This is a genomic window from Siminovitchia fordii DSM 16014 = CIP 108821 (assembly GCF_000374565.1).
GTDB classification, from domain to species: domain Bacteria; phylum Bacillota; class Bacilli; order Bacillales; family Bacillaceae_C; genus Siminovitchia; species Siminovitchia fordii.
In genome coordinates this window covers 1-19,151 of record NZ_KB894712.1, presented here as the reverse complement: position 1 = coordinate 19,151, position 19,151 = coordinate 1, and the positions used below count along the sequence as shown (strand labels likewise).

The window sequence follows — 19,151 nt, the reverse complement described above, 5'->3', positions numbered from 1 at the left end:
AGGAAATAGCATGGCGAAAGTCATTAGTTCAAATCTGGGTTATCCAAGAATTGGAAAGCAGCGTGAGTGGAAAAAGGCATTGGATAAATTTTGGAATGGAAAAATATCTGAAAAAGATCTTCTGGAAGAAACGAAAACTGTCAGGTTGGAGGGGTTGCGAAAGCAGAAGGAAAAAGAGATTGATCTCATTCCGGTAGGAGATTTTACATTGTATGACCATGTTCTTGACACGGCAGTTATGTTTGGCGTAATTCCGGAAAGGTTTCAAACAGACTGTACAGGGACCTCGTTGGAAACATATTTTTCCATTGCCCGAGGAACTCAAAACGCTGTTGCATCGGAAATGACAAAATGGTTCAATACAAACTATCACTATATCGTTCCTGAATTTAATGAATCCAAACCTTCATTAAAAGAGAATCGTCCGTTAGATTTCTACAATGAAGCGAAGGAGGAATTAGGAATCGAGGGGAAGCCAGTCTTATTGGGCCCGATTACATTTATTAAGCTAGGTAAAGGCTACGAAGAAGGAGAGTTCCCAACACTTGTCGAGGAATTCCTTCCATTATATATCGATGTTTTAACGGAATTGAAAGAAGCAGGAGTTAAATGGGTACAGATTGACGAGCCGATATTTTCAACAGCCTTGACGAAAGAGGACATTGTTCAGGCCGAATATGTATATGAATCTTTTGCGAAAGTAATACCAGAAGTCAATATTATAATCCAAACCTATTTTGAATCGGTCGATTCGTATGAGAAGATCGTGAATTTGCCGGCGGCAGCAATTGGACTTGATTTTGTTCACGGCAACTCTTTGGAACAATTGAACAAACATGGATTTCCGAAAGACAAAAAACTCGCTGCGGGAATCATTGATGGTCGGAATGTTTGGCGTCAAGACTTAAATCATCAAATCGACCTGTTAGAATCCATCGCAGAAATTGTGGATAAAGAAAACATTATTGTCCAGCCCTCATGTTCCTTGATCCATGTACCTGTAACAACAGAAAGTGAAAAGGCATTGGATTTAGTTATTAAAGAGGCTCTTTCTTTTGCTGATGAGAAGCTGGATGAAATTTCTATACTGGCCAGAGGGCTAGAAAGAGGAAAAGAATCGGTCCTTTTAGAGATCCGAGAAAGTACAAATGCGATCGAGGTACTTAATCATTCCGACTATCGTCAACAAATAGTCAAAAATCCAGCAGGCAGCTTAAGTACTGAGCGTGAGCTCGTTTTTAAGGAAAGAATTGCTTTGCAAAAGGAACGATTACAGCTTCCATTATTGCCTACAACCACAATTGGCAGTCTCCCTCAGACGGCTGAAGTTAGAAGGGAACGATTAAAGTGGAGAAAGGGCGAAATTACTGACCAGGCGTACGAGGAATACATTAAAAATGAAATCAAAAAATGGATCAATATCCAGGAAGAGATCGGCTTGGATGTATTAGTTCATGGTGAATTCGAGCGGACAGATATGGTTGAATATTTCGGTGAAAAACTGAATGGGTTTTTAGTGACACAATTTGGGTGGGTTCAATCATACGGATCCAGGTGTGTAAGACCGCCCATTATTTTCGGTGATGTAACATTTGATAGGCCCATGACTGTGAAAGAAAGCGTGTATGCCCAATCCTTAACGCAAAAAAAGGTGAAAGGGATGCTGACAGGACCGGTCACCATATTAAATTGGTCGTTTGTCAGAGATGATATTTCTCGTTTTGATGTCCTGGATCAAATTGCAGTGGCATTACGCTTTGAAATTGAAGAGCTTGAGAAAAACGGAATAAAAATTATCCAGGTTGACGAGCCAGCACTAAGAGAAGGGCTGCCGCTTAAATCGGAAAACTGGGATCAATACCTGAACCGGGCGGTACATGCATTCAAGCTAGCAACCGCTTCGGTTCAAAACAGTACTCAAATTCACACCCATATGTGCTATTCAGATTTTCAAGACATATTCGAAACCATCAGCGCATTGGATGCTGATGTGATATCTATTGAAAATTCCAGAAGTCATGGGGAACTGATTTCAACATTTAAAGAAAACACCTATGATAAAGAAATCGGGCTTGGCGTATACGATATTCACAGCCCTCGTGTTCCAACCAAAGAAGAAATAAAGGCCAATGTCAACCGGGCGTTGCAAATCATTCCATCAAGTCAATTTTGGATAAATCCTGACTGCGGATTAAAAACAAGACAAGAAACGGAAACTATTGCAGCCCTCCAAAATATGACAGAAGCTGCAAAAGAGCTTAGGAAAGCACAATTGGCCGACGTTCATACAAATTAATCGAGACAAAAGGTTCTTCATTTCAATTTATGGAACAGTATTTTCCCAAAGTGAAATGATTTAAAAACAAGTCCAGGTATTTCATTTGAAATTCCTGGGCTTTTTTACATGCATCTTCCAATGCTTCTTTACGAAAAACCAAATATGCTGCCTCATTTTATATGAGTTGTACGTTTAGTTTCCAATAATGGTATAAAATGATCATTTCAAATACGTCTAATAACCCGTGTTAAAAGATATAAAGAGTGATAAGATTCAGCGATAATCGACTGTTTCCGAGAAATATAGTAAAATATTAATCTTAAAAGGCAAAATGGATGAACTGCAGATAAAGATTTATCAAAAAAGTAAAAATATAAAAAATAGAACTGGGTGATTGCATGGGGGATATTGTTATCACGGGATACGGGGTAAAAGCTCCAGGTATTGATTATAAAGAAGATTTTAAAGAGGTTTTGGAAAAAGGGATTTGCAAGCTGAAAATATTAAAAAGTATTGGGCCAAACGACTCTCATATTGTTGCGGGGGTTGTAGACCATGATTTTGTAATGATCAAGGAAAGAAATTATAAACGGCATTCCAGGGTAAGCCGGCTTGCCATGGCTGCTTCTGATGATGCTATCAAAATGGCAGAAGTGTCAGGCAAAGACCCTTCTCGGATTGCCGTCATTATGGGGACCGCAGTTGGCAGTATAAAAGAAATTGAAGAATATTCAGTTTTGGCTACTGATTTTAAGAAGTACCCCATTCATGGTGTTTCGTTAGTCGATTCACATATGGTTTCTTCTTCGGTAGCCTCTCATCTCGGTATAAATGGACAGGTATTCACGTTAACAACCGGTTGCACTGCTGGATCAGATGCAATCCTGTTGGGTAAGCTGCTATTGGAGCAAAACCAAACAGACATGTGTATTGTTGGGGGTGCCGATGCTTCACTAGGACAATGGTCGACATTCGGTTTCAATAAATTACGACAGATAGAAATTAATAAAGGAGTAGGGCAGACGGGGGTGCCATTTTCAAAAAAACATAAAGGGTTTGTCATGTCTGAAGGGGCAGGCGTTTTAATATTGGAAAAAGAAGAAAATGCTATCCGAAGAGGAGCAACGATTTTTGGAAAGATTGAAGGGATCCATTCAAACAATGAAGGTTCACAATCGTTGAATACTAATGCATTAGGTAATTTGATGCTTAGTGCATTAAAGAATGCAGTAAACGGCCAAGTTCCTGATTATGTTAACAGTCAAGCCTTGGGTCTGCATGTAAATGATCAAATAGAATGTTATGTACATCAACACTTATTTGGACAATCCGTTCCGATCACATCAATCAAAGGCGCGCTCGGGCACTCTTTTGGAGCAATGGGAGTCATTCAAGTTATCTCCGCTTTAATTTCAATGGAGTATAATTTTATTCCGCCTACATTATTTACCGAAGGTGAAGGGTTTGAAGGTTTACCGATCGTTTATGACACTATCTATCGGCCGGTGAATAGAGTTGCAATCACAACACATGGTCTTGGCGGAAACAATACATGTCTTCTTCTTAATAAATATTAGGTTTCATCGGGAGTGGAAGTATGAATTTAATTATATCTACCTTAATTGCTGTCATCCCCATATTAATCGGATTTTTACTTTTGAAAATCCTTAGAGAGAAAAAGCTGTCACGGACTCTATTTCTCTTTTTATTTTTGGCAAGCGTTTGGCAATTTGATGTAACGGTTTTATATGCGTACTCTTTCCTCTCGAAAGAATCAATAGACTTTTGGTTCAGGCTTCTCCGTATCGGATCTATTATGTTATCACCGGCATTATTTCATATTGCTTATTCGATTGGAAAAGAAATGATAACAGATAATCTCGGAATTGCATGGAATTTATTGATAAATAAATATGTTGTTTTCTTATTTTATTTTTGGAGCCTCATCGTTTATTTACTGGGATGGGGCAAAGAAGGTATTGAAGATATCATTTTAATAGAATCGGATAAGCATGCTAGTTTTTACTTTCCCATTTATGGTGCGCACTCATGGGCATTCCATTCAAATGTAGCCTTATTCATTGTCGGAGTTATTGCTTGCGTAGTGTTGATCTTGGAAATGAAAAATGATGAATATAGATCATTCCTTTTCTTTTTTATCATTGCGATTACGATAGGATACGCTTTTGGAATGCTAAACATTATCCCGGAAACCATGTTATATCCTAGCGGTATCGCTGTTGTATTTTTTGCCATTTCGACCTTTGTTCTTTCTTTGCGGCTGCATGTCCAAGTGGTAAATAAAATGAATCAAGCTCTTGACAATCAAAGAAGTTTTCTGCAAAAACTGATCGATCTCAATCCCAACTATATTTATGCTAAAAACCAGGACGGAATATATACTTTGGCTAATAAGGCTTTTGCAGATTTACATGGATTAGACTCTAAAGATATTATCGGCAAATCTGATGAGGACGTTGAAAAAAAAATCCCGGAGTATTTTTCTAAAACTGAATTTGATAACACGGACAATGTCTATGCGACTGAGGAAGAAATCAGAGATGTACGTGGGAATAAAAAGTGGTTGAAAACTTATAAAATACCTGTTCAAACCGCTGAGGAAAGCCTGGTATTGGGGGTTTCATCTGATATTACCGAATTAAAGGAACAGGAAGATAAGATTAGAAACCTTGCCTATCATGATTCACTGACCCAATTGCCGAACAGGAGGTTGTTTGATGAGGATTTGAACCAAGCAATCAAGGCAGCTGAAAAACGTGATAAACAGTTGGCCCTTTTATATATGGACTTGGACGGATTTAAAAATATAAATGATACACTGGGTCATGATATAGGCGATCTGCTTTTGATAGAAATATCAAGCCTCCTTCAATCAGTTATTGATGAATTGAAACGTCAAGTTAGGGTATATCGCATAGGTGGAGATGAGTTTACATTCATCTTTCAAGAATGTTCAATTCAATCTGTATCAAACCTTGCCCATCATATTCTTGACACGTTTAAAAAACCCATCGTGGTTGAAAAATATAGTTTATATATCACTCCAAGTATAGGTATAAGTATATATCCCGATAATGGTGAACATTCCATAAAATTAATGAAACATGCCGATGCCGCCATGTATGCTGTAAAAGAAAAGAACAAGAATGGGTTTGAGTTTTACACTCCCGAGATCAATAAAAGTCTTCATCGCAAAATGACTATAGAGAAACAGCTCCGAATGGCATTGGAAAATAATGAATTCAAATTGAACTTCCAGCCTCAGTTGAATCTTCGATCGAAAGAGATCTCCGGTGTGGAGGCTTTGATACGATGGAATAATAACGAATTAGGGAATGTAACTCCTGGTGAATTCATTTCCTTGGCGGAAGAAACCAATCTAATACTACCAATTGGCAAATGGATTTTGAGGGAAGCATGCCTGCAAAATAAAAAGTGGCAGGAGCAGGGTCTTCCTCCTTTAAAAATAGCTGTAAATATTTCAATGAAACAATTTAATGAACACAATTTTATTGAATCAGTTTCACAAATTTTAAACGAAACAAAACTTGATCCGAAATATCTTGAATTGGAAATTACTGAGGGTATAGCCATAATGGATCATACATTTACAATCGAAAAATTGCATGAATTAAAAAACCTTGGAGTGAAAATATCTATAGATGATTTTGGCACGGGTTATTCTTCTTTTGGTTACTTGCAAAAATATCCGATAAATATATTGAAAATCGATAAGTCTTTTATCACCGGCATATCAAACAATAAAGAGAATGCGGCCATTGTAAAATGTATTTTATCACTGGCCCAACATCTATTTTTAGATGTTGTTGCTGAGGGAGTTGAAACAAAAGCCGATTTGGACTTCTTATTGCAAACCACTTGTAAATATGCACAGGGCTATTATATTGGTCATCCAATGTCTGCAGATACATTTGAAAGAAAGTTTTTAAGTATGAAATAGCTTATCCATTCGGATTTTATTGCGGTATTTGGGAGGAAATTGGAAAGATGGGTCGAATATGAGTATACAGAGGTAATCATCATAATGGAGTGGGGGAATAAGTGTGAGTAGAAAAATCTTGATTGTGACTGGAGATGCAGTAGAAGCACTGGAAATATTTTATCCTTACTATCGTTGCCTTGAAGAGGGGTTTGATGTAACGATCGCTTCCCCATCCATCAAGAAACTGCAAACGGTCAGCCATGATTTTGTAGAAGGGATGGAAACATATGTTGAAAAGCCTGCCTATGGTATTGATTCCCATGTTGCATTTGCCGATATCGATCCATCCGAATATGATGGACTGATCATTCCGGGAGGACGTGCTCCAGAGTATATTCGTCTTGATGACGCAATGCCAGGTATTCTTCGCCACTTCTTTGAGGAAAATAAACCAGTAGGCGCAATTTGTCATGCAGCACAGGTGCTGGCCATTGTCCCGGATTTGATGAAGGGCCGTGAATTTACTGCTTATACCGCATGCAGGCCTGACGTATCCGCCTGTGGAGCCACTTATATCGAAGAACCTCTCCATGTACACGAAAATCTTGTCTCCGGACACGCATGGCCTGATTTACCGGGTTTTATGCGTGAGTTTATTAAATTATTAAAGTAGAGATTTGAATATGAATAAAATGTAGCCTCATTAACCTGCTTTAATGGTTTTGGGGCGCTTTTTTTGTAATTATTTTTTCAGATAATCGTCTTTTTGATACAATTGATACACCTTTGTTCAAAAAATTTTTTGATAGAACAGTATTATTTATTTGCCGGCGGGGTGGAGGAATGGAACAGCGGAAAAAAATGTTGATATACGCTATAGTCAGTATCTTGATTACGATATGTATATCAGGATTCGGCAGGATGGCATACGGGATCTTGATGCCTTATATGAGGGATAGTCTTCATCTGTCCTATCAACAGGCGGGGATGTTGGGCACTACCACGGCCATCGGTTATCTTGTCATGGTACTGATTGTAGGAATCATGGCATCCAAATGGGGATCTAAGCCGCTCATAGTCATCAGTCTTATGATTCTAGCCGGAGGGTGTATGGTATTATTTTTTGTAGAAAATTATATCACCTCTCTTATTGGTATGATTATGCTTGGTGTTGGCACCGCTTTCGGGTACACGCCGCTTGTAAATATTGTTGTAGGGTGGTTTCCGAATAACAGGGGATTGATGATTGGACTTTTGTTAGGCGGAATGGGGTTGGGAACCCTTATCGCAAGTATTCTTGCACCACCTTTTAATCTATGGTTTTTCAATGACGGCTGGCGTTATCTTTGGCTTCTTTTTGGCCTTGTTTCTATCATTACTACTTTAATTGCGGTTAGGGTTTTGAAAGATCCTCCTGTGCCTGCACGCCAGAACGGTAACAAGGACGAGTCTTTATTTAAGGAAGTATACTTTCATAAAGGTGTCCTCCTGGTCGCTGTCATCTACGGGTTAATCGGTTTTGCCTATTTAATACCGCAAAGCTTCTTTTTCAGCTACATACTTGAGGCAGGTATAAATGAAAACAATGCAGGGACAGTCATGGCTTTAGGAGGGGGCATGAGCATATTCAGCGGGCCAGTATGGGGAGCTGTCTCCGATAAAATTGGAAGAAAATTATCTTTGTGTATCACCATTTTCCTAGGGGGATTTGCCATATTGATTCCCATACTGATTCCAGTTTATTCAGGTTTTATCATCAGTCAAACCCTTTGGGGCTTTACGTTTGTGGGCATGCTTTCCCTCATCCAGGCACTTTCTACAGAGCAGATCCATCAATCATTTGCGCCAATCGCTCTGGGATATGTGACTATCTATTTTGCAGGAGGGCAGATACTTGGACCTGGTCTTGGAGGACTGCTTGCGGACAAACTCGGCGGTATTTCTGCTGCCTTGTGGCTTTGTGTCGTATTATTGGCAATGGCCCTTTTATTATCAACAAGGTTGAATCGCCCGGAAAAAGAGGAGTTTGATGAAGCGGTTTCGGAAATAACGTCAAGATGATGAATCGTATAATGGGATAAAAAAGATTATCAAATCTTACGGAGTAGGATTTGATAATCTTTTTACATTTCAAAACTTCTTTCCTGTCCTGCTCCTCTTTAAGTATCTCCACTGTTTCACGGAAGCACTGGGAGTGGACGATCTCCCGCTTTCTTTAAAACCTGCATCATCACTCATATAAGTAGCCCTCGCCTTATATTCAATGAAATTATCTTCTTATAAAGGGTGTAAGTATCAAACATATCCATTGCTACAAGTTGACATTCCTCCGTAACTCGAAGGTTCTGCATATAACTGATCATTTAGCTTTTTCTCCGCTTACGAACAAGGCCGGTCACATCGGCAAAGATCCCTGTACCATGGTTAATAGTACAGTTATAACTGAGAAAACCGGTAAAATGAAATATGCAGTCATGATCAAAACATGAAAGACAGAAAAAATTAATTTCTCGTTTAGTGCAAAGTTTAGAAAAGTTTAAAGCGCTTATCAAGTATTTTTTTCATCCATCATAATGGGCAATGAGCAATTAATACACAATTATTTTATCTGTATATAAACATATTTCTTTCTTTAAATTGTCTAGTGTTGTATCATGTCAGTGTTTTGAGATTTTAATGAAGCTAAAGGGGAAGAATAAAAATATGGATAAGTTGTCTGATGAGTCGTTAGTTTTGGCTTATAAGAAAGCCAAAGAAATAGAGCTCGACGTGAACTTTATTCAGTTACTTAAAAAAGAGATAACCAAACGAAAAATACTTATTCGTGATTGATTTTAAAATGTTGCCCAGTGCCACCCTACATAAATCTCAACTCTTTTTGTAAGCCCTTGCCTTTCTACTACTTCAAGTTTTTTATTTAGTATTCCTTATGACTGCAGAGGCTACATTTTCAGTAAACACCTGATTTTAAAACAAACATCAAACCCAATTCCTTCTCCAGATTAATTACTATTTGCTGATTAATTATTTTAGTTGTGGTCATTCTCCAATACCATTGGTAAAAGTTATAATATTCTGCATTTATAACATAAAATGAAACCAAGTAACAGAATGAACGTATTTTCTAAGAGAAGTTTTTATATCTTAGTAAAAGTGAGAAAATAACAAAGAAAACAGTAACATTGTCCAAAAAGGCGGTTCTTGGAAAGATCCTCAATAATGAATACAAGAATCGAATAATGCGGAAAAAAAGATTATCAAATCTTATAAAGTAAGATTTGATAATCTTTATACATTAGAAAACTTTTTTTCTGTCCCGTTCCTCTTTAAGTATTTCCACTGCTTCACGGAAGCGCTGGGAGTGAATGATTTCCCGCTCTCTTAAAAAGCGCAATCCGTCGTTCAAATCTGGATCATCACTCATATTAATGATCCATTGGTAAGTAGCCCTCGCCTTTTCTTCGGCAGCTATATCTTCATACAAATCAGCAATCGGGTCGCCTTTGGCTTGAATGTAAGTCGCTGTCCATGGAACTCCTGCAGCGTTATGGTAAAACAATGCTTTATCATGATCTGCATAATGGGCTCCAAGCCCAGCTTCTTTTAATTGTTCTGGAGTCGCGTCTTTTACAAGTTTATAAACCATTGTGGCAATCATCTCCAGGTGCGCTAATTCCTCTGTTCCGATATCCGTTAAAAGCCCGATCACCGAATCAGGGATCGAATAGCGCTGGTTCAAATAACGAAGGGCTGCAGCCAATTCACCATCGGCACCTCCATACTGCTCAATCAAAAATTTTGCCAGCATCGGATTGCACTGGCTTACACGAACTGGATATTGTAATTTTTTTTCATATACCCACATAAGGGGAAAGACCTCCTTGAAATAAGCTTTAATAACGAATCATACTTGCCATGGCCACGGAGCTTTTTTCCATTCCCATGGATATTTGGAAAAACTGTAACCGAAACTTGTGAGCGGCCCGAATTCCTTTTCAAATTGACTTACAAATGCTTTTCTTTTTTTTACAAACTCATTGTATTGGCGGATGGCTTCCATATCTCCTGGATGAGTATCCAGGTAAAGGGTTAGTTCTACAATGACAAAATCCATCGCCTGAAGTTCTTCCAACTGTTTGTAATATTCCGGAGGCATTTGCCTCATGAGTCAGACCCCTCCTTTGCTCTTTCATAAGGGCTGTAATACGGATCATAAAATACTTTCCAAAGCGTACCTTTTTTTAATGCTTCCCTCGGTGAAAATTGGGGCAGATTCGGCGGCTGGAATCCCAAATAAAGATTGGGAGGGGTGGAATATGATTTAACCGCAATCGGTGGGCATGGATCAAAAGGGCTGATATACGGATGATAGGTCTTATGATGGGTAGGCACACAAACTCCTCCTTCTATATGTCATCCTTAATACTATATTGGAATGGGCAACCAAACATTCCTATATAGATATATGAAGTCTTTGTGCATACGGTAATAAGACTATTGTTTTTATGGAGCCATATGTTAAGATGGGGACCGTATAACATTCTGCCAATCGTGCGGGAAAGTTGAAAAACCAAGGTGATGGCATGACAGGATTTTTATTGGCGGCAGTGCTGCTTATTGCAGCGGCATTTCTTATTGTAATGATGGTCCGTGCGGCGTTTGCGAATACCGTCCGGGAGGAAGTATTGACATTTGACGACTATCCTGCACAGATTGATGATCTGACCATATTCTTCATTTCGGATATTCATCGAAGAAGCATTCATGACAGTATCATTCATGAAGCAAAAGGTAGTGCAGATGTTGTGATCATTGGCGGGGATTTGACTGAAAAAGGTGTTCCTTTTTCACGTGTCAGGGAGAATATAAAAAAACTGATTGAAATTGCACCCATATACTTTATCTGGGGAAACAATGATTACGAGGTTGACATACAAAAACTGGAAGAGTTGTTTCGTGAGTTTGATGTAACTGTTTTGAAAAATAACTCTGCTTTTTTGCCGACTTTCGATAACAAAATTGTATTGATTGGCACCGATTATCCAAATACATCCGACTCGATGCAAGCTATCCTATACTCAATAAAAAAGACCGCGTTCAGAATCGTACTCAGCCACAGCCCCGATCTTGCAGAAAAAGTGACAGACTCAGACGGTGTCCCCCTTATTCTAAGCGGGCACACCCATGGCGGGCAAATCCGCATCTTCGGAATGGGTCCATACGAAAAAGGCGGGATCAAGGAATATCAATGGACAACATTGTTTGTCAGCAACGGTTATGGTACCTCCTTGCTGCCGCTCAGACTTGGCGCTCCTGCAGAAACACATTTGATCACTGTCAAAAAGGGTTGAGATATCAGCCGGCACTTCCATGAACCATCCGGCGCCTCTTTCATAGTATGAGGATAACAGTATTCCTCAGGGGGCGGGTCTAATGAAGCTGGAGAGAATATCATCAAATAAAATCAAATATTCAATTACTTTCGAAGAGTTGACAAAGAAGGGTTTTTTGCAAGACGAACTATTGAAAGACACCTTTGTATGGGATGTTTTATTTGATGAAATGTTAGATGAAGCAAGCAGGGTATATGAACTCAATGACTTTGGTGCCGTCTCCGTCGAGATTTTTTCCCTAACATCCAGGGAACTCGTTTTAATCTTGACATTGGAAGAGGAAGAACCCTGGCAAGATTCGCCTGTAAAGGATGAGGGGCTGGTAGCAGGAAATAGCTTGGGGCTTTTATATAGATTTGAGGAATTTGACCATATCATTCTGCTGGTAAAAAGAGTAACAGCATTAAATATTGGTTGTGAAAGCAGTTCTTTATTTGCTTTGGACGGCAGCTATTATTTAAAAATTGACGGTACCTCTGAAGTGAGTGGAATTATGGGGAGCCTCTGCAGTGAATACGGTGAATTGTCCGGTGTGACGGAAGCTTACTTGGAGGATTATGGAAATAAAATCATAGATAAAGTGGCATTCTCATTAATACACAGACATTTTTAAAACATTATTTTTGCACGGAAAGTCGAAATCTCCTATCATAAAGAAAGGAGATTTTTTTAGTAATTGTAAGATAGGAGAGTCGGTGTCCATGCAGCAAGAGGATTGTATCATAGTCGGCGGAGGACCGTGTGGTCTGTCGGCAGCCATTGCATTGAAACAAATAGGCAAAAACCCCTTAATTATTGAAAAAGGAAATATTGTAAATGCCATCTATCGTTATCCGACTCACCAAACTTTCTTTAGTACGAGTGAAAAACTGGAAATCGGTGATGTCCCGTTTTTGACAGTCAATCGGAAGCCAAAGAGGAATGAAGCTCTTACCTATTATCGCGAAGTGGTCAAAAGAAAGGATTTAAGAATTAACAGGTTTGAAATGGTGGAATCCGTCGAAAAAAGGGATGGGTTTTTTCAGGTCACTACGGATCGGAACAAGTATGAATCACGGTACGTCATTATTTCAACAGGATATTATGACAATCCGAATCTAATGGGAATCAAAGGGGAACATCTCGATAAAGTTTCTCATTATTTCAAAGAAGCTCATCCTTATTTTGATATGGATGTAGCGGTTATTGGAGGTAAAAATTCAGCGATCGATGCAGCACTTGAACTTCAAAAAGCTGGAGCAAGAGTGACGGTAATATATCGAGGAAGCAAATATTCCTCCAGCATCAAACCATGGGTGCTTCCGGACTTTGAGGCGTTAGCAAGAGATGGGGAAATCACGATGCTTTTTAACTCAGAGGTAAAAGAAATTACCGAAACGAGCATCGTCTATGTTACGGACCAGGGGAAAGAGGAAATCCCGAATGATTTTGTATTTGCCATGACAGGATATCATCCCGATCACACGTTTATAAGAGCGATGGGTGTGCAGATGGATGAATTGACCGGAAGGCCTGAGTATGATCCTGAGACCATGGAAACGAATATTCCGGATTTATTTATTGCAGGAGTCATCGCTGCCGGAAATAATGCAAATGAAATATTTATTGAAAATGGACGTTTTCATGGAGGTCAAATTGCTGCTGCCATTCAAAAAAGAGAATCATTTATTACAACATCCCGGCAATCCAATTGACCGGGATGTTTTTTACGAAGAAAGTGTTAATTCTAGCGCAAACATGAAAGGGGCAAGTCAATAATCTGTGGCAGCTGTGAAATAGACTTATCAAGTATCACCTTTTGATTGTCTCTTTAGTCTGGACGCTTTAACTGCTAGGGAATGAACAGCCCCGAAGCCGAATAATCAAGCAGAAAAATATTCATCTTTCAATTTTTGTATCTCATTTGTTTGCATCAGTGCAGCTAATAGTTTCAGACGTGCTTTTTGCCCGTTTAACCCTGTGCAAAAAATAACTCCAAGTTCCTTCAACTGTTTGCCACCACCCGGATAACCATATGTATCCTGGACACTGCCCTTCAGGCATCTTGAAACAAGGACGACCGGTATCCCATTGGAAAGCAGCTTATCAACCCCATCGACAGCATCAGGAGGGAGGTTTCCTTGACCCAGTGCTTCTATCACGACACCGTCATATTTCAATTCACTTAATGTATACAAAATGGAAGAATCCATCCCCGCATAAGCCTTAATCAATCCAACACGTTTTGTGATTTTATTTACCTTTATTTTAAGTTCCGGCAGTGGATCATAATGAAAAGTGACGGAACCGTTCGTTATCGTTCCAATCGGTCCGGTAACCACACTCTGAAAAGCTGCCGCGTTTGTCGTGTGAACTTTTGTCACTTCACGGGCAGTATGTATCTCATCATTGAAGACGACCAGCAAACCCTTTCCTATGGATTTTTCATATACTGCTGTACGAATAGCCGACAAAATATTATATAATCCATCTGATCCGGTTTCATTGATCGAACGCATAGCGCCAGTCATGATAACCGGTGTGTCCGTATCGAGGGTCAGATCAAGGAAAAAAGCCGTTTCTTCCATTGTATCCGTGCCATGGGTGATGACTACCCCGTCAATATCTCCGCTTGCGCATTCCGACTCGATTAGGCGTTTGAGTTCCAGCATATCGTTTATCGTGATATGTGGAGATGGCTTATGCAATGGTTCCTTAACGGTGAGGCGGGCAAGCTTACGGAGGTCTTCCAGTCCCTTTGTCAACGGGTTGGTATCACCAATATTTACTGTATTATTCTCGGTATCTGCTTCCATTGAAATAGTCCCGCCTGTATGGATGACAAGTATATGTTTCATTTTTTCAACTCCTGCGTAAAATACTGCAACTTTGCATGTTCAAACTCTATTTTCCATGATACGATGGAATAAATGAAAAAGAAAGAGGGCTGTGTATGCTGGTGGTAGTCTCAGCTGGTGTTGCCCCGGGATTAGCTCTGTTAAGTTATTTTTATTTGAGGGATCAATTTGACCAGGAGCCCATTTTGACAGTGTTCAAGACGTTTTTAATGGGTGCTGTTATTACTTTTCCGATAATGTTTATTCAATATATCATGTCTGTGGAAGAAATTATTCAGGGGAGCCTTCTGTCGGCATTTTTATCTGCTGCATTATTTGAAGAGTTCTTTAAATGGTTTGTACTTTTCCTTGCTATTTATCAGCATGCCGAATTTGATGAACCTTTCGACGGAATCGTATATGGAGCAAGCATCTCGCTTGGTTTTGCAACGGTAGAAAATATTTTATATCTAGCTGCAAATGGTGTAAGCTTTGCACTTGGCCGCGCATTGCTGCCTGTATCAAGCCATGCCTTGTTTGGTGTTATCATGGGATACTATTTGGGGAAGGCCAAATTCCAAACAGACAGTTCCCAAAAAAGATGTCTTTTTTTCTCTTTTTTTGTGCCATTCATATTACATGGACTATATGATTTCATATTATTCTCCGAGAAAAATTGGCTTTATTATATTCTCCCTTTCATGCTGTTTTTATGGTGGCTCGGTTTGAGAAAAGTCAAACATGCCCATCTGCTTACGAAAAAACTTTACGGAAGAAAAATTCAGGAAAAAAACGCATCTGTCTGATCTAGGCGGATGCGTTTTTATTATGGAATTTTATAGAAAAAACTTGTTCCTTTCAGGCTTCAGGCCGCTTCTCAGCGACCGTTTTACCGTCTTCAGTGTTCAAGGCACGTTTATCTAATGAATCAAAATTGAATAAAAAAGCTTCAAATTCAAATACTATCGGCATGAAAATTAATATGTGGAGGGTTACAGCATGAAGTATGCCACGATGGGCAAAATGGTGATCGTTGTGTTATTGTGTGCCATCGCTACAACAGCCTCCCCGGGGGTGAAAACAGAGGCATTCACCAACCAAGTCATACAACAAGGTGCAGTGGGGGATGATGTTATTGAACTCCAGGCCAGGCTTCAATATCTCGGGTATTATCATGGGAAAATAGACGGTGTATTCGGTTGGGGGACGTATTGGGCCCTGAGGAACTTCCAAAATAACTTCGGGCTTAAAGTGGACGGTCTTGCCGGGGAAACTACAAAAGCAAAATTGGTGAAGGCGTCCAAATATAACAAGCAATACGTAAAAGAACAAGTGAATAAAGGTAAAAACTTTACCTATTATGGCGGAAAGGGAAGTACAGGCGGAGCATCAAAGCCAACAGCAGTCAATACGCCCGCCGGCTTCTCACAAAATGATATTCAGCTTATGGCGAATGCCGTACATGGTGAAGCAAGGGGCGAACCATATGAGGGGCAGGTTGCTGTTGCCGCGGTCATTTTAAATAGGGTGAACAGCGCTTCTTTTCCAAATACGGTCTCCGGAGTGATCTTTGAACCGGGCGCATTTACTGCAGTCGCTGATGGACAAATTTGGTTAGAGCCGAATGAAACATCCAAAAAAGCTGTTTTGGATGCGATCAATGGCTGGGACCCATCAAGCAACGCCCTCTACTATTTCAATCCGGATACGGCAACAAGTGCATGGATTTGGTCAAGACCTCAAATAAAAAAAATTGGGAAACATATATTCTGCAGCTGAGGAGGTGAAAAGGCTTGATCAGAAATATAATTATGGCCATATTGGTAGTCGCTGCAGTAGGGGCAGGCGCCTGGGGCTACCAGGAACATCAGGAAAAAAATACAATTTTGATAAACGCGGAAAACAATTATCAACGGGCATTCCATGATTTGAGCTATCAGATGGATTTACTGCATGAGAAACTTGGTGGGACAATTGCAATGAATTCAAGCAAATCTTTATCTCCAGCCCTTGCAGATGTATGGAGGATCACTTCCGATGCGCGAAGCCAGGTGGGACAGCTTCCTCTTACTTTACTTCCTTTCAATAAAACGGAAGAATTCCTGTCGAATATCGGTACATTCAGCTACAGGACAGCTGTCCGCAATTTGGATGATGAGCCATTGTCAAAAGACGAACAGAAGACTTTGAGGAATTTATACAATCAAAGCGGAGAAATCAGGAATGAGTTAAGAAAAGTCCAGAATCTTGCTTTGAAAAACAATCTTCGCTGGATGGATGTTGAACTGGCATTGGCTTCTGGAAAAGAAATGTCTGACAATACGATTATAGATGGATTTAAAACGGTTGAAAAACATGCAACTGGGTATGACGAGAAAAATCTTCAAAATCCATCTATCGTAAGTTTTCAAAAACGGGATGAAAACTACGAGCATTTAAAAGGAGAGAAGATATCAAAAAGGGAAGCAATAGCCCTGGCTCAAAAATACAGCGGTATCAATCAGCCGAAAAAGGTTGAAGTAACTGAAAACAAGAAAGGGTCCTCTTTCGGATTTTACAACGTCGTACTTGCTAATGATAGAGGACACGAAGCAACGATGGATATTACCCGAAAAGGTGGCTATCCAATCTGGTTCATTGATTCAAGAGAAGTGAATAAACAGCAAATTAGCTTAAATGAGGCCATGAACAAGGCTGATGAATTTCTCAAAAGGCATAAGTATAATGGCCTTGAAATGGCTGAAAGTATACAATATGATTCCGTCGGACTGTTTACATATGTAACCAACCAAGACGGAGTCAGGATTTATCCTGAGTCGATCAAAGTAAAAGTCGCCCTTGATAACGGACAGATCATCGGTTTTGCTGCGGATGATTATTTAAAGGGAAGTAAAAAAAGAAAACTACCTGAACCAAATCTGACCCTGGAAGAAGCGCGCTCAAAGTTAAATCCTGATCTAAAGGTTCAGGAGAACAGGAAAGCTGTCATTGTGAATGAACTTGGCAAAGAAGTGCTATGCTATGAATTCCTGGGTACAATGGATCACGGTGACACATACCGCATGTATATTAATGCGGAAAATGGAATCGAGGAAAAAGTTGATAAATTGAAAAATGCAGAACCTGTTTATGAAGACTTGTTATAAAAAGCAGCCTGACAAGGCTGCTCAGCTTGTAGAGAAAGTGGGTGTTTTTTCTCTACAAGCTTTTTTTGTTCTTGTATTTTCGAGATATTCAATTATTTTTTCATCCTAAATAAATGGGAAAAAGACTCCCTTACACCTAGTCCTGTCTGTCCAGGTGTAAGGCAATCTTCTTCATGTTCTGGCAGGCCGTCGTGAGTAGCACCTGCTCGGCTGCCTTTTGTATTCCCCTCAACCGGCAATAACGAAGCCCATGCAGTTCTTTTGAATCTGCGAAGCTTCGTTCAACTTTCTCTTTTCTAAATTTGTATAGTAATTTTCCTTCCGATGATAAGCGGTTCAGACGGATTTGATCTTTATGTTCCTCCCAAACATGGCGGGTGACCACCTTTTGATGATTTTTAGACCGGGTACATTTTTCCAAGAGAGGACAGGCCGCACACTTTTTCCGATTCGATTTATATTCCCTGTAGCCATCACGGCTTGTGGTGGAATAGCTTAATGTTTCTCCATTGGGGCAGATATAGACATTATGTTCTGCGTCATACTTAAACTTCCATTTTGGAAATAACCCTTGTGTTGGATGATACCTGCGATGGGCAATGACCCCGAAAATACTCCGGTCAAACAAGCCTTTACAAATAGGGTTTGTCAGGTATCCAGAGTCTAGTGCTACGGCTTCCACTTCAAATCCAAACCTTTTTATTTGGCGGTCCAAACGTTCAAGATAGGGAACAGAGTCATGAACATTTCCAGGAGTGACAAAGGCATCCGTGATAATATTAAATTTCATGTCTGTCGTACGGTGGTCCAAATAGCAGAACATCTCTTGTTTATTGTCCCGGGACATGAATCCACTGTCAGGGTCTGTATTACTTTTTCGGATCTCTTTTGTTTCCTTCACTTCCCTTCGAGCCTTTAAAGGCTTTTTTCCATGCTTTTTCCGATCTTCTTCTATAGCTTGATTTAAATCTTCTATGTAATCACGTGTCTCCACTTTAACGACTTCTTTTGTATATTTATGTTTGTTCGCACTGGCCTTTAAGTGGGTAGAATCAGTAAATAGCGCTCTCCCGCCAACCATACGGTGGTTGATCGCTTGAAGAACGATTTCATCAAAGACCTCTTGGAAGATGTCTGTATCTTTGAAACGATTACACCGGTTCCAACTGATAGTAGAGTGATGAGGAACAGGGTCGGATAACCTCAATCCCAAAAACCAACGGTAAGCAACATTCGTTTGAATTTCCCTTTCCAGCTGGCGTTCCGAACGAATACCAAAAAAATAGCCGATGAACATCATTTTAAACAGGATCAATGGATCTAACGAGGGACGGCCGTTATCTTCACAGTAGTAAGGTCTAACCTTCTCAAGAATAAAAGAGAAATCAATATGCTTATCAATTTTTCTCAGCAGATGGTCTTCGGGAACTAAGTCTTCAAGACAAACAAATTCCATCTCATTTTGAATACTCGATCTTGTATGAAGCAATTTCATCACCGCCATTTTTGTTATCTACATTATAACAAATTAACATGACAATATTTATATAATTC

At 39.7% G+C, this 19,151-nt stretch carries 17 protein-coding genes; 12 read left to right on the top strand and 5 right to left on the bottom strand.

The window, feature by feature from the left end; translation table 11 throughout:
- Window positions 1–10: 10 nt before the first annotated feature.
- From metE to sda, 6 genes are all read left to right on the top strand, one after another.
- Entirely contained in the window at window positions 11–2,296 is a 2,286-nt protein-coding gene (gene metE / locus C509_RS0121030; RefSeq protein WP_018708915.1) for a 5-methyltetrahydropteroyltriglutamate--homocysteine S-methyltransferase, read from the top strand.
- A 380-nt stretch (window positions 2,297–2,676) separates the two neighbouring features.
- Window positions 2,677–3,855: a beta-ketoacyl-[acyl-carrier-protein] synthase family protein gene (locus C509_RS0121020; protein ID WP_018708913.1), complete on the top strand. Its 1,179-nt coding sequence runs from the start codon at window positions 2,677–2,679 to the stop codon at window positions 3,853–3,855.
- Between the two features lie 20 nt (window positions 3,856–3,875).
- Window positions 3,876–6,260: an EAL domain-containing protein gene (locus C509_RS25235; RefSeq protein ID WP_018708912.1), complete on the top strand. Its 2,385-nt coding sequence runs from the start codon at window positions 3,876–3,878 to the stop codon at window positions 6,258–6,260.
- Between the two features lie 103 nt (window positions 6,261–6,363).
- Window positions 6,364–6,915: a DJ-1/PfpI family protein gene (locus C509_RS0121010; RefSeq protein ID WP_018708911.1), complete on the top strand. Its 552-nt coding sequence runs from the start codon at window positions 6,364–6,366 to the stop codon at window positions 6,913–6,915.
- A gap of 170 nt (window positions 6,916–7,085) precedes the next feature.
- A complete protein-coding gene (locus C509_RS0121005) occupies window positions 7,086–8,303 on the top strand; it encodes an MFS transporter (protein ID WP_018708910.1) in 1,218 nt (405 codons plus the stop codon).
- 615 nt (window positions 8,304–8,918) lie between these two features.
- Window positions 8,919–9,074 (top strand): sporulation histidine kinase inhibitor Sda, encoded by a 156-nt coding sequence (gene sda / locus C509_RS27575; RefSeq protein WP_083934638.1) that lies wholly within the window; start codon window positions 8,919–8,921, stop codon window positions 9,072–9,074.
- A gap of 463 nt (window positions 9,075–9,537) precedes the next feature.
- On the opposite strand, the gene C509_RS0120995 is transcribed toward sda, so the two are convergent.
- The 3 genes from C509_RS0120995 to C509_RS0120985 are packed head-to-tail and all read right to left on the bottom strand — an operon-like array spanning window position 9,538 to window position 10,634.
- The gene (locus C509_RS0120995; protein ID WP_018708908.1) at window positions 9,538–10,107 is read right to left on the bottom strand and encodes a manganese catalase family protein; all 570 of its coding nucleotides are present in this window, start codon (window positions 10,105–10,107) and stop codon (window positions 9,538–9,540) included.
- 39 nt (window positions 10,108–10,146) lie between these two features.
- The gene (locus tag C509_RS0120990; RefSeq protein ID WP_018708907.1) at window positions 10,147–10,407 is read right to left on the bottom strand and encodes a spore coat protein CotJB; all 261 of its coding nucleotides are present in this window, start codon (window positions 10,405–10,407) and stop codon (window positions 10,147–10,149) included.
- Window positions 10,404–10,634: a spore coat associated protein CotJA gene (locus C509_RS0120985; protein WP_018708906.1), complete on the bottom strand. Its 231-nt coding sequence runs from the start codon at window positions 10,632–10,634 to the stop codon at window positions 10,404–10,406. Before C509_RS0120985 ends, C509_RS0120990 begins: the two co-directional genes overlap by 4 nt.
- A 170-nt stretch (window positions 10,635–10,804) precedes the next feature.
- Here C509_RS0120985 and C509_RS0120980 point away from each other — a divergent pair, with 170 nt between their 5' ends.
- From C509_RS0120980 to C509_RS0120970, 3 genes are all read left to right on the top strand, one after another.
- Window positions 10,805–11,593 carry a metallophosphoesterase gene (locus C509_RS0120980; protein WP_018708905.1) on the top strand — a complete coding sequence of 263 codons (789 nt, stop codon included), beginning with the start codon at window positions 10,805–10,807 and terminating at the stop codon, window positions 11,591–11,593.
- 82 nt (window positions 11,594–11,675) lie between these two features.
- Window positions 11,676–12,248 (top strand): adaptor protein MecA, encoded by a 573-nt coding sequence (locus tag C509_RS0120975; RefSeq protein WP_018708904.1) that lies wholly within the window; start codon window positions 11,676–11,678, stop codon window positions 12,246–12,248.
- Window positions 12,249–12,336: 88 nt separating this feature from the next.
- Complete coding sequence (locus C509_RS0120970; RefSeq protein WP_018708903.1) at window positions 12,337–13,329, top strand: YpdA family putative bacillithiol disulfide reductase; 993 nt, start codon at window positions 12,337–12,339, stop codon at window positions 13,327–13,329.
- A 168-nt stretch (window positions 13,330–13,497) separates the two neighbouring features.
- Here C509_RS0120970 and C509_RS0120965 read toward each other — a convergent pair whose 3' ends face one another.
- The gene (locus tag C509_RS0120965) at window positions 13,498–14,472 is read right to left on the bottom strand and encodes an asparaginase (protein WP_018708902.1); all 975 of its coding nucleotides are present in this window, start codon (window positions 14,470–14,472) and stop codon (window positions 13,498–13,500) included.
- Window positions 14,473–14,567: 95 nt separating this feature from the next.
- Here C509_RS0120965 and prsW point away from each other — a divergent pair, with 95 nt between their 5' ends.
- The 3 genes from prsW (at window position 14,568) to ypeB (ending at window position 17,597) form a co-directional block, all read left to right on the top strand.
- The gene (gene prsW / locus C509_RS0120960; protein WP_018708901.1) at window positions 14,568–15,257 is read left to right on the top strand and encodes a glutamic-type intramembrane protease PrsW; all 690 of its coding nucleotides are present in this window, start codon (window positions 14,568–14,570) and stop codon (window positions 15,255–15,257) included.
- Window positions 15,258–15,474: 217 nt separating this feature from the next.
- Window positions 15,475–16,230 carry a spore cortex-lytic enzyme gene (gene sleB / locus C509_RS0120955; RefSeq protein ID WP_245542515.1) on the top strand — a complete coding sequence of 252 codons (756 nt, stop codon included), beginning with the start codon at window positions 15,475–15,477 and terminating at the stop codon, window positions 16,228–16,230.
- Between the two features lie 14 nt (window positions 16,231–16,244).
- Window positions 16,245–17,597: a germination protein YpeB gene (gene ypeB / locus C509_RS0120950; RefSeq protein WP_018708899.1), complete on the top strand. Its 1,353-nt coding sequence runs from the start codon at window positions 16,245–16,247 to the stop codon at window positions 17,595–17,597.
- Between the two features lie 136 nt (window positions 17,598–17,733).
- On the opposite strand, the gene C509_RS0120945 is transcribed toward ypeB, so the two are convergent.
- Entirely contained in the window at window positions 17,734–19,092 is a 1,359-nt protein-coding gene (locus C509_RS0120945) for an IS1182 family transposase (protein WP_083934562.1), read from the bottom strand.
- Window positions 19,093–19,151 lie beyond the last annotated feature (59 nt).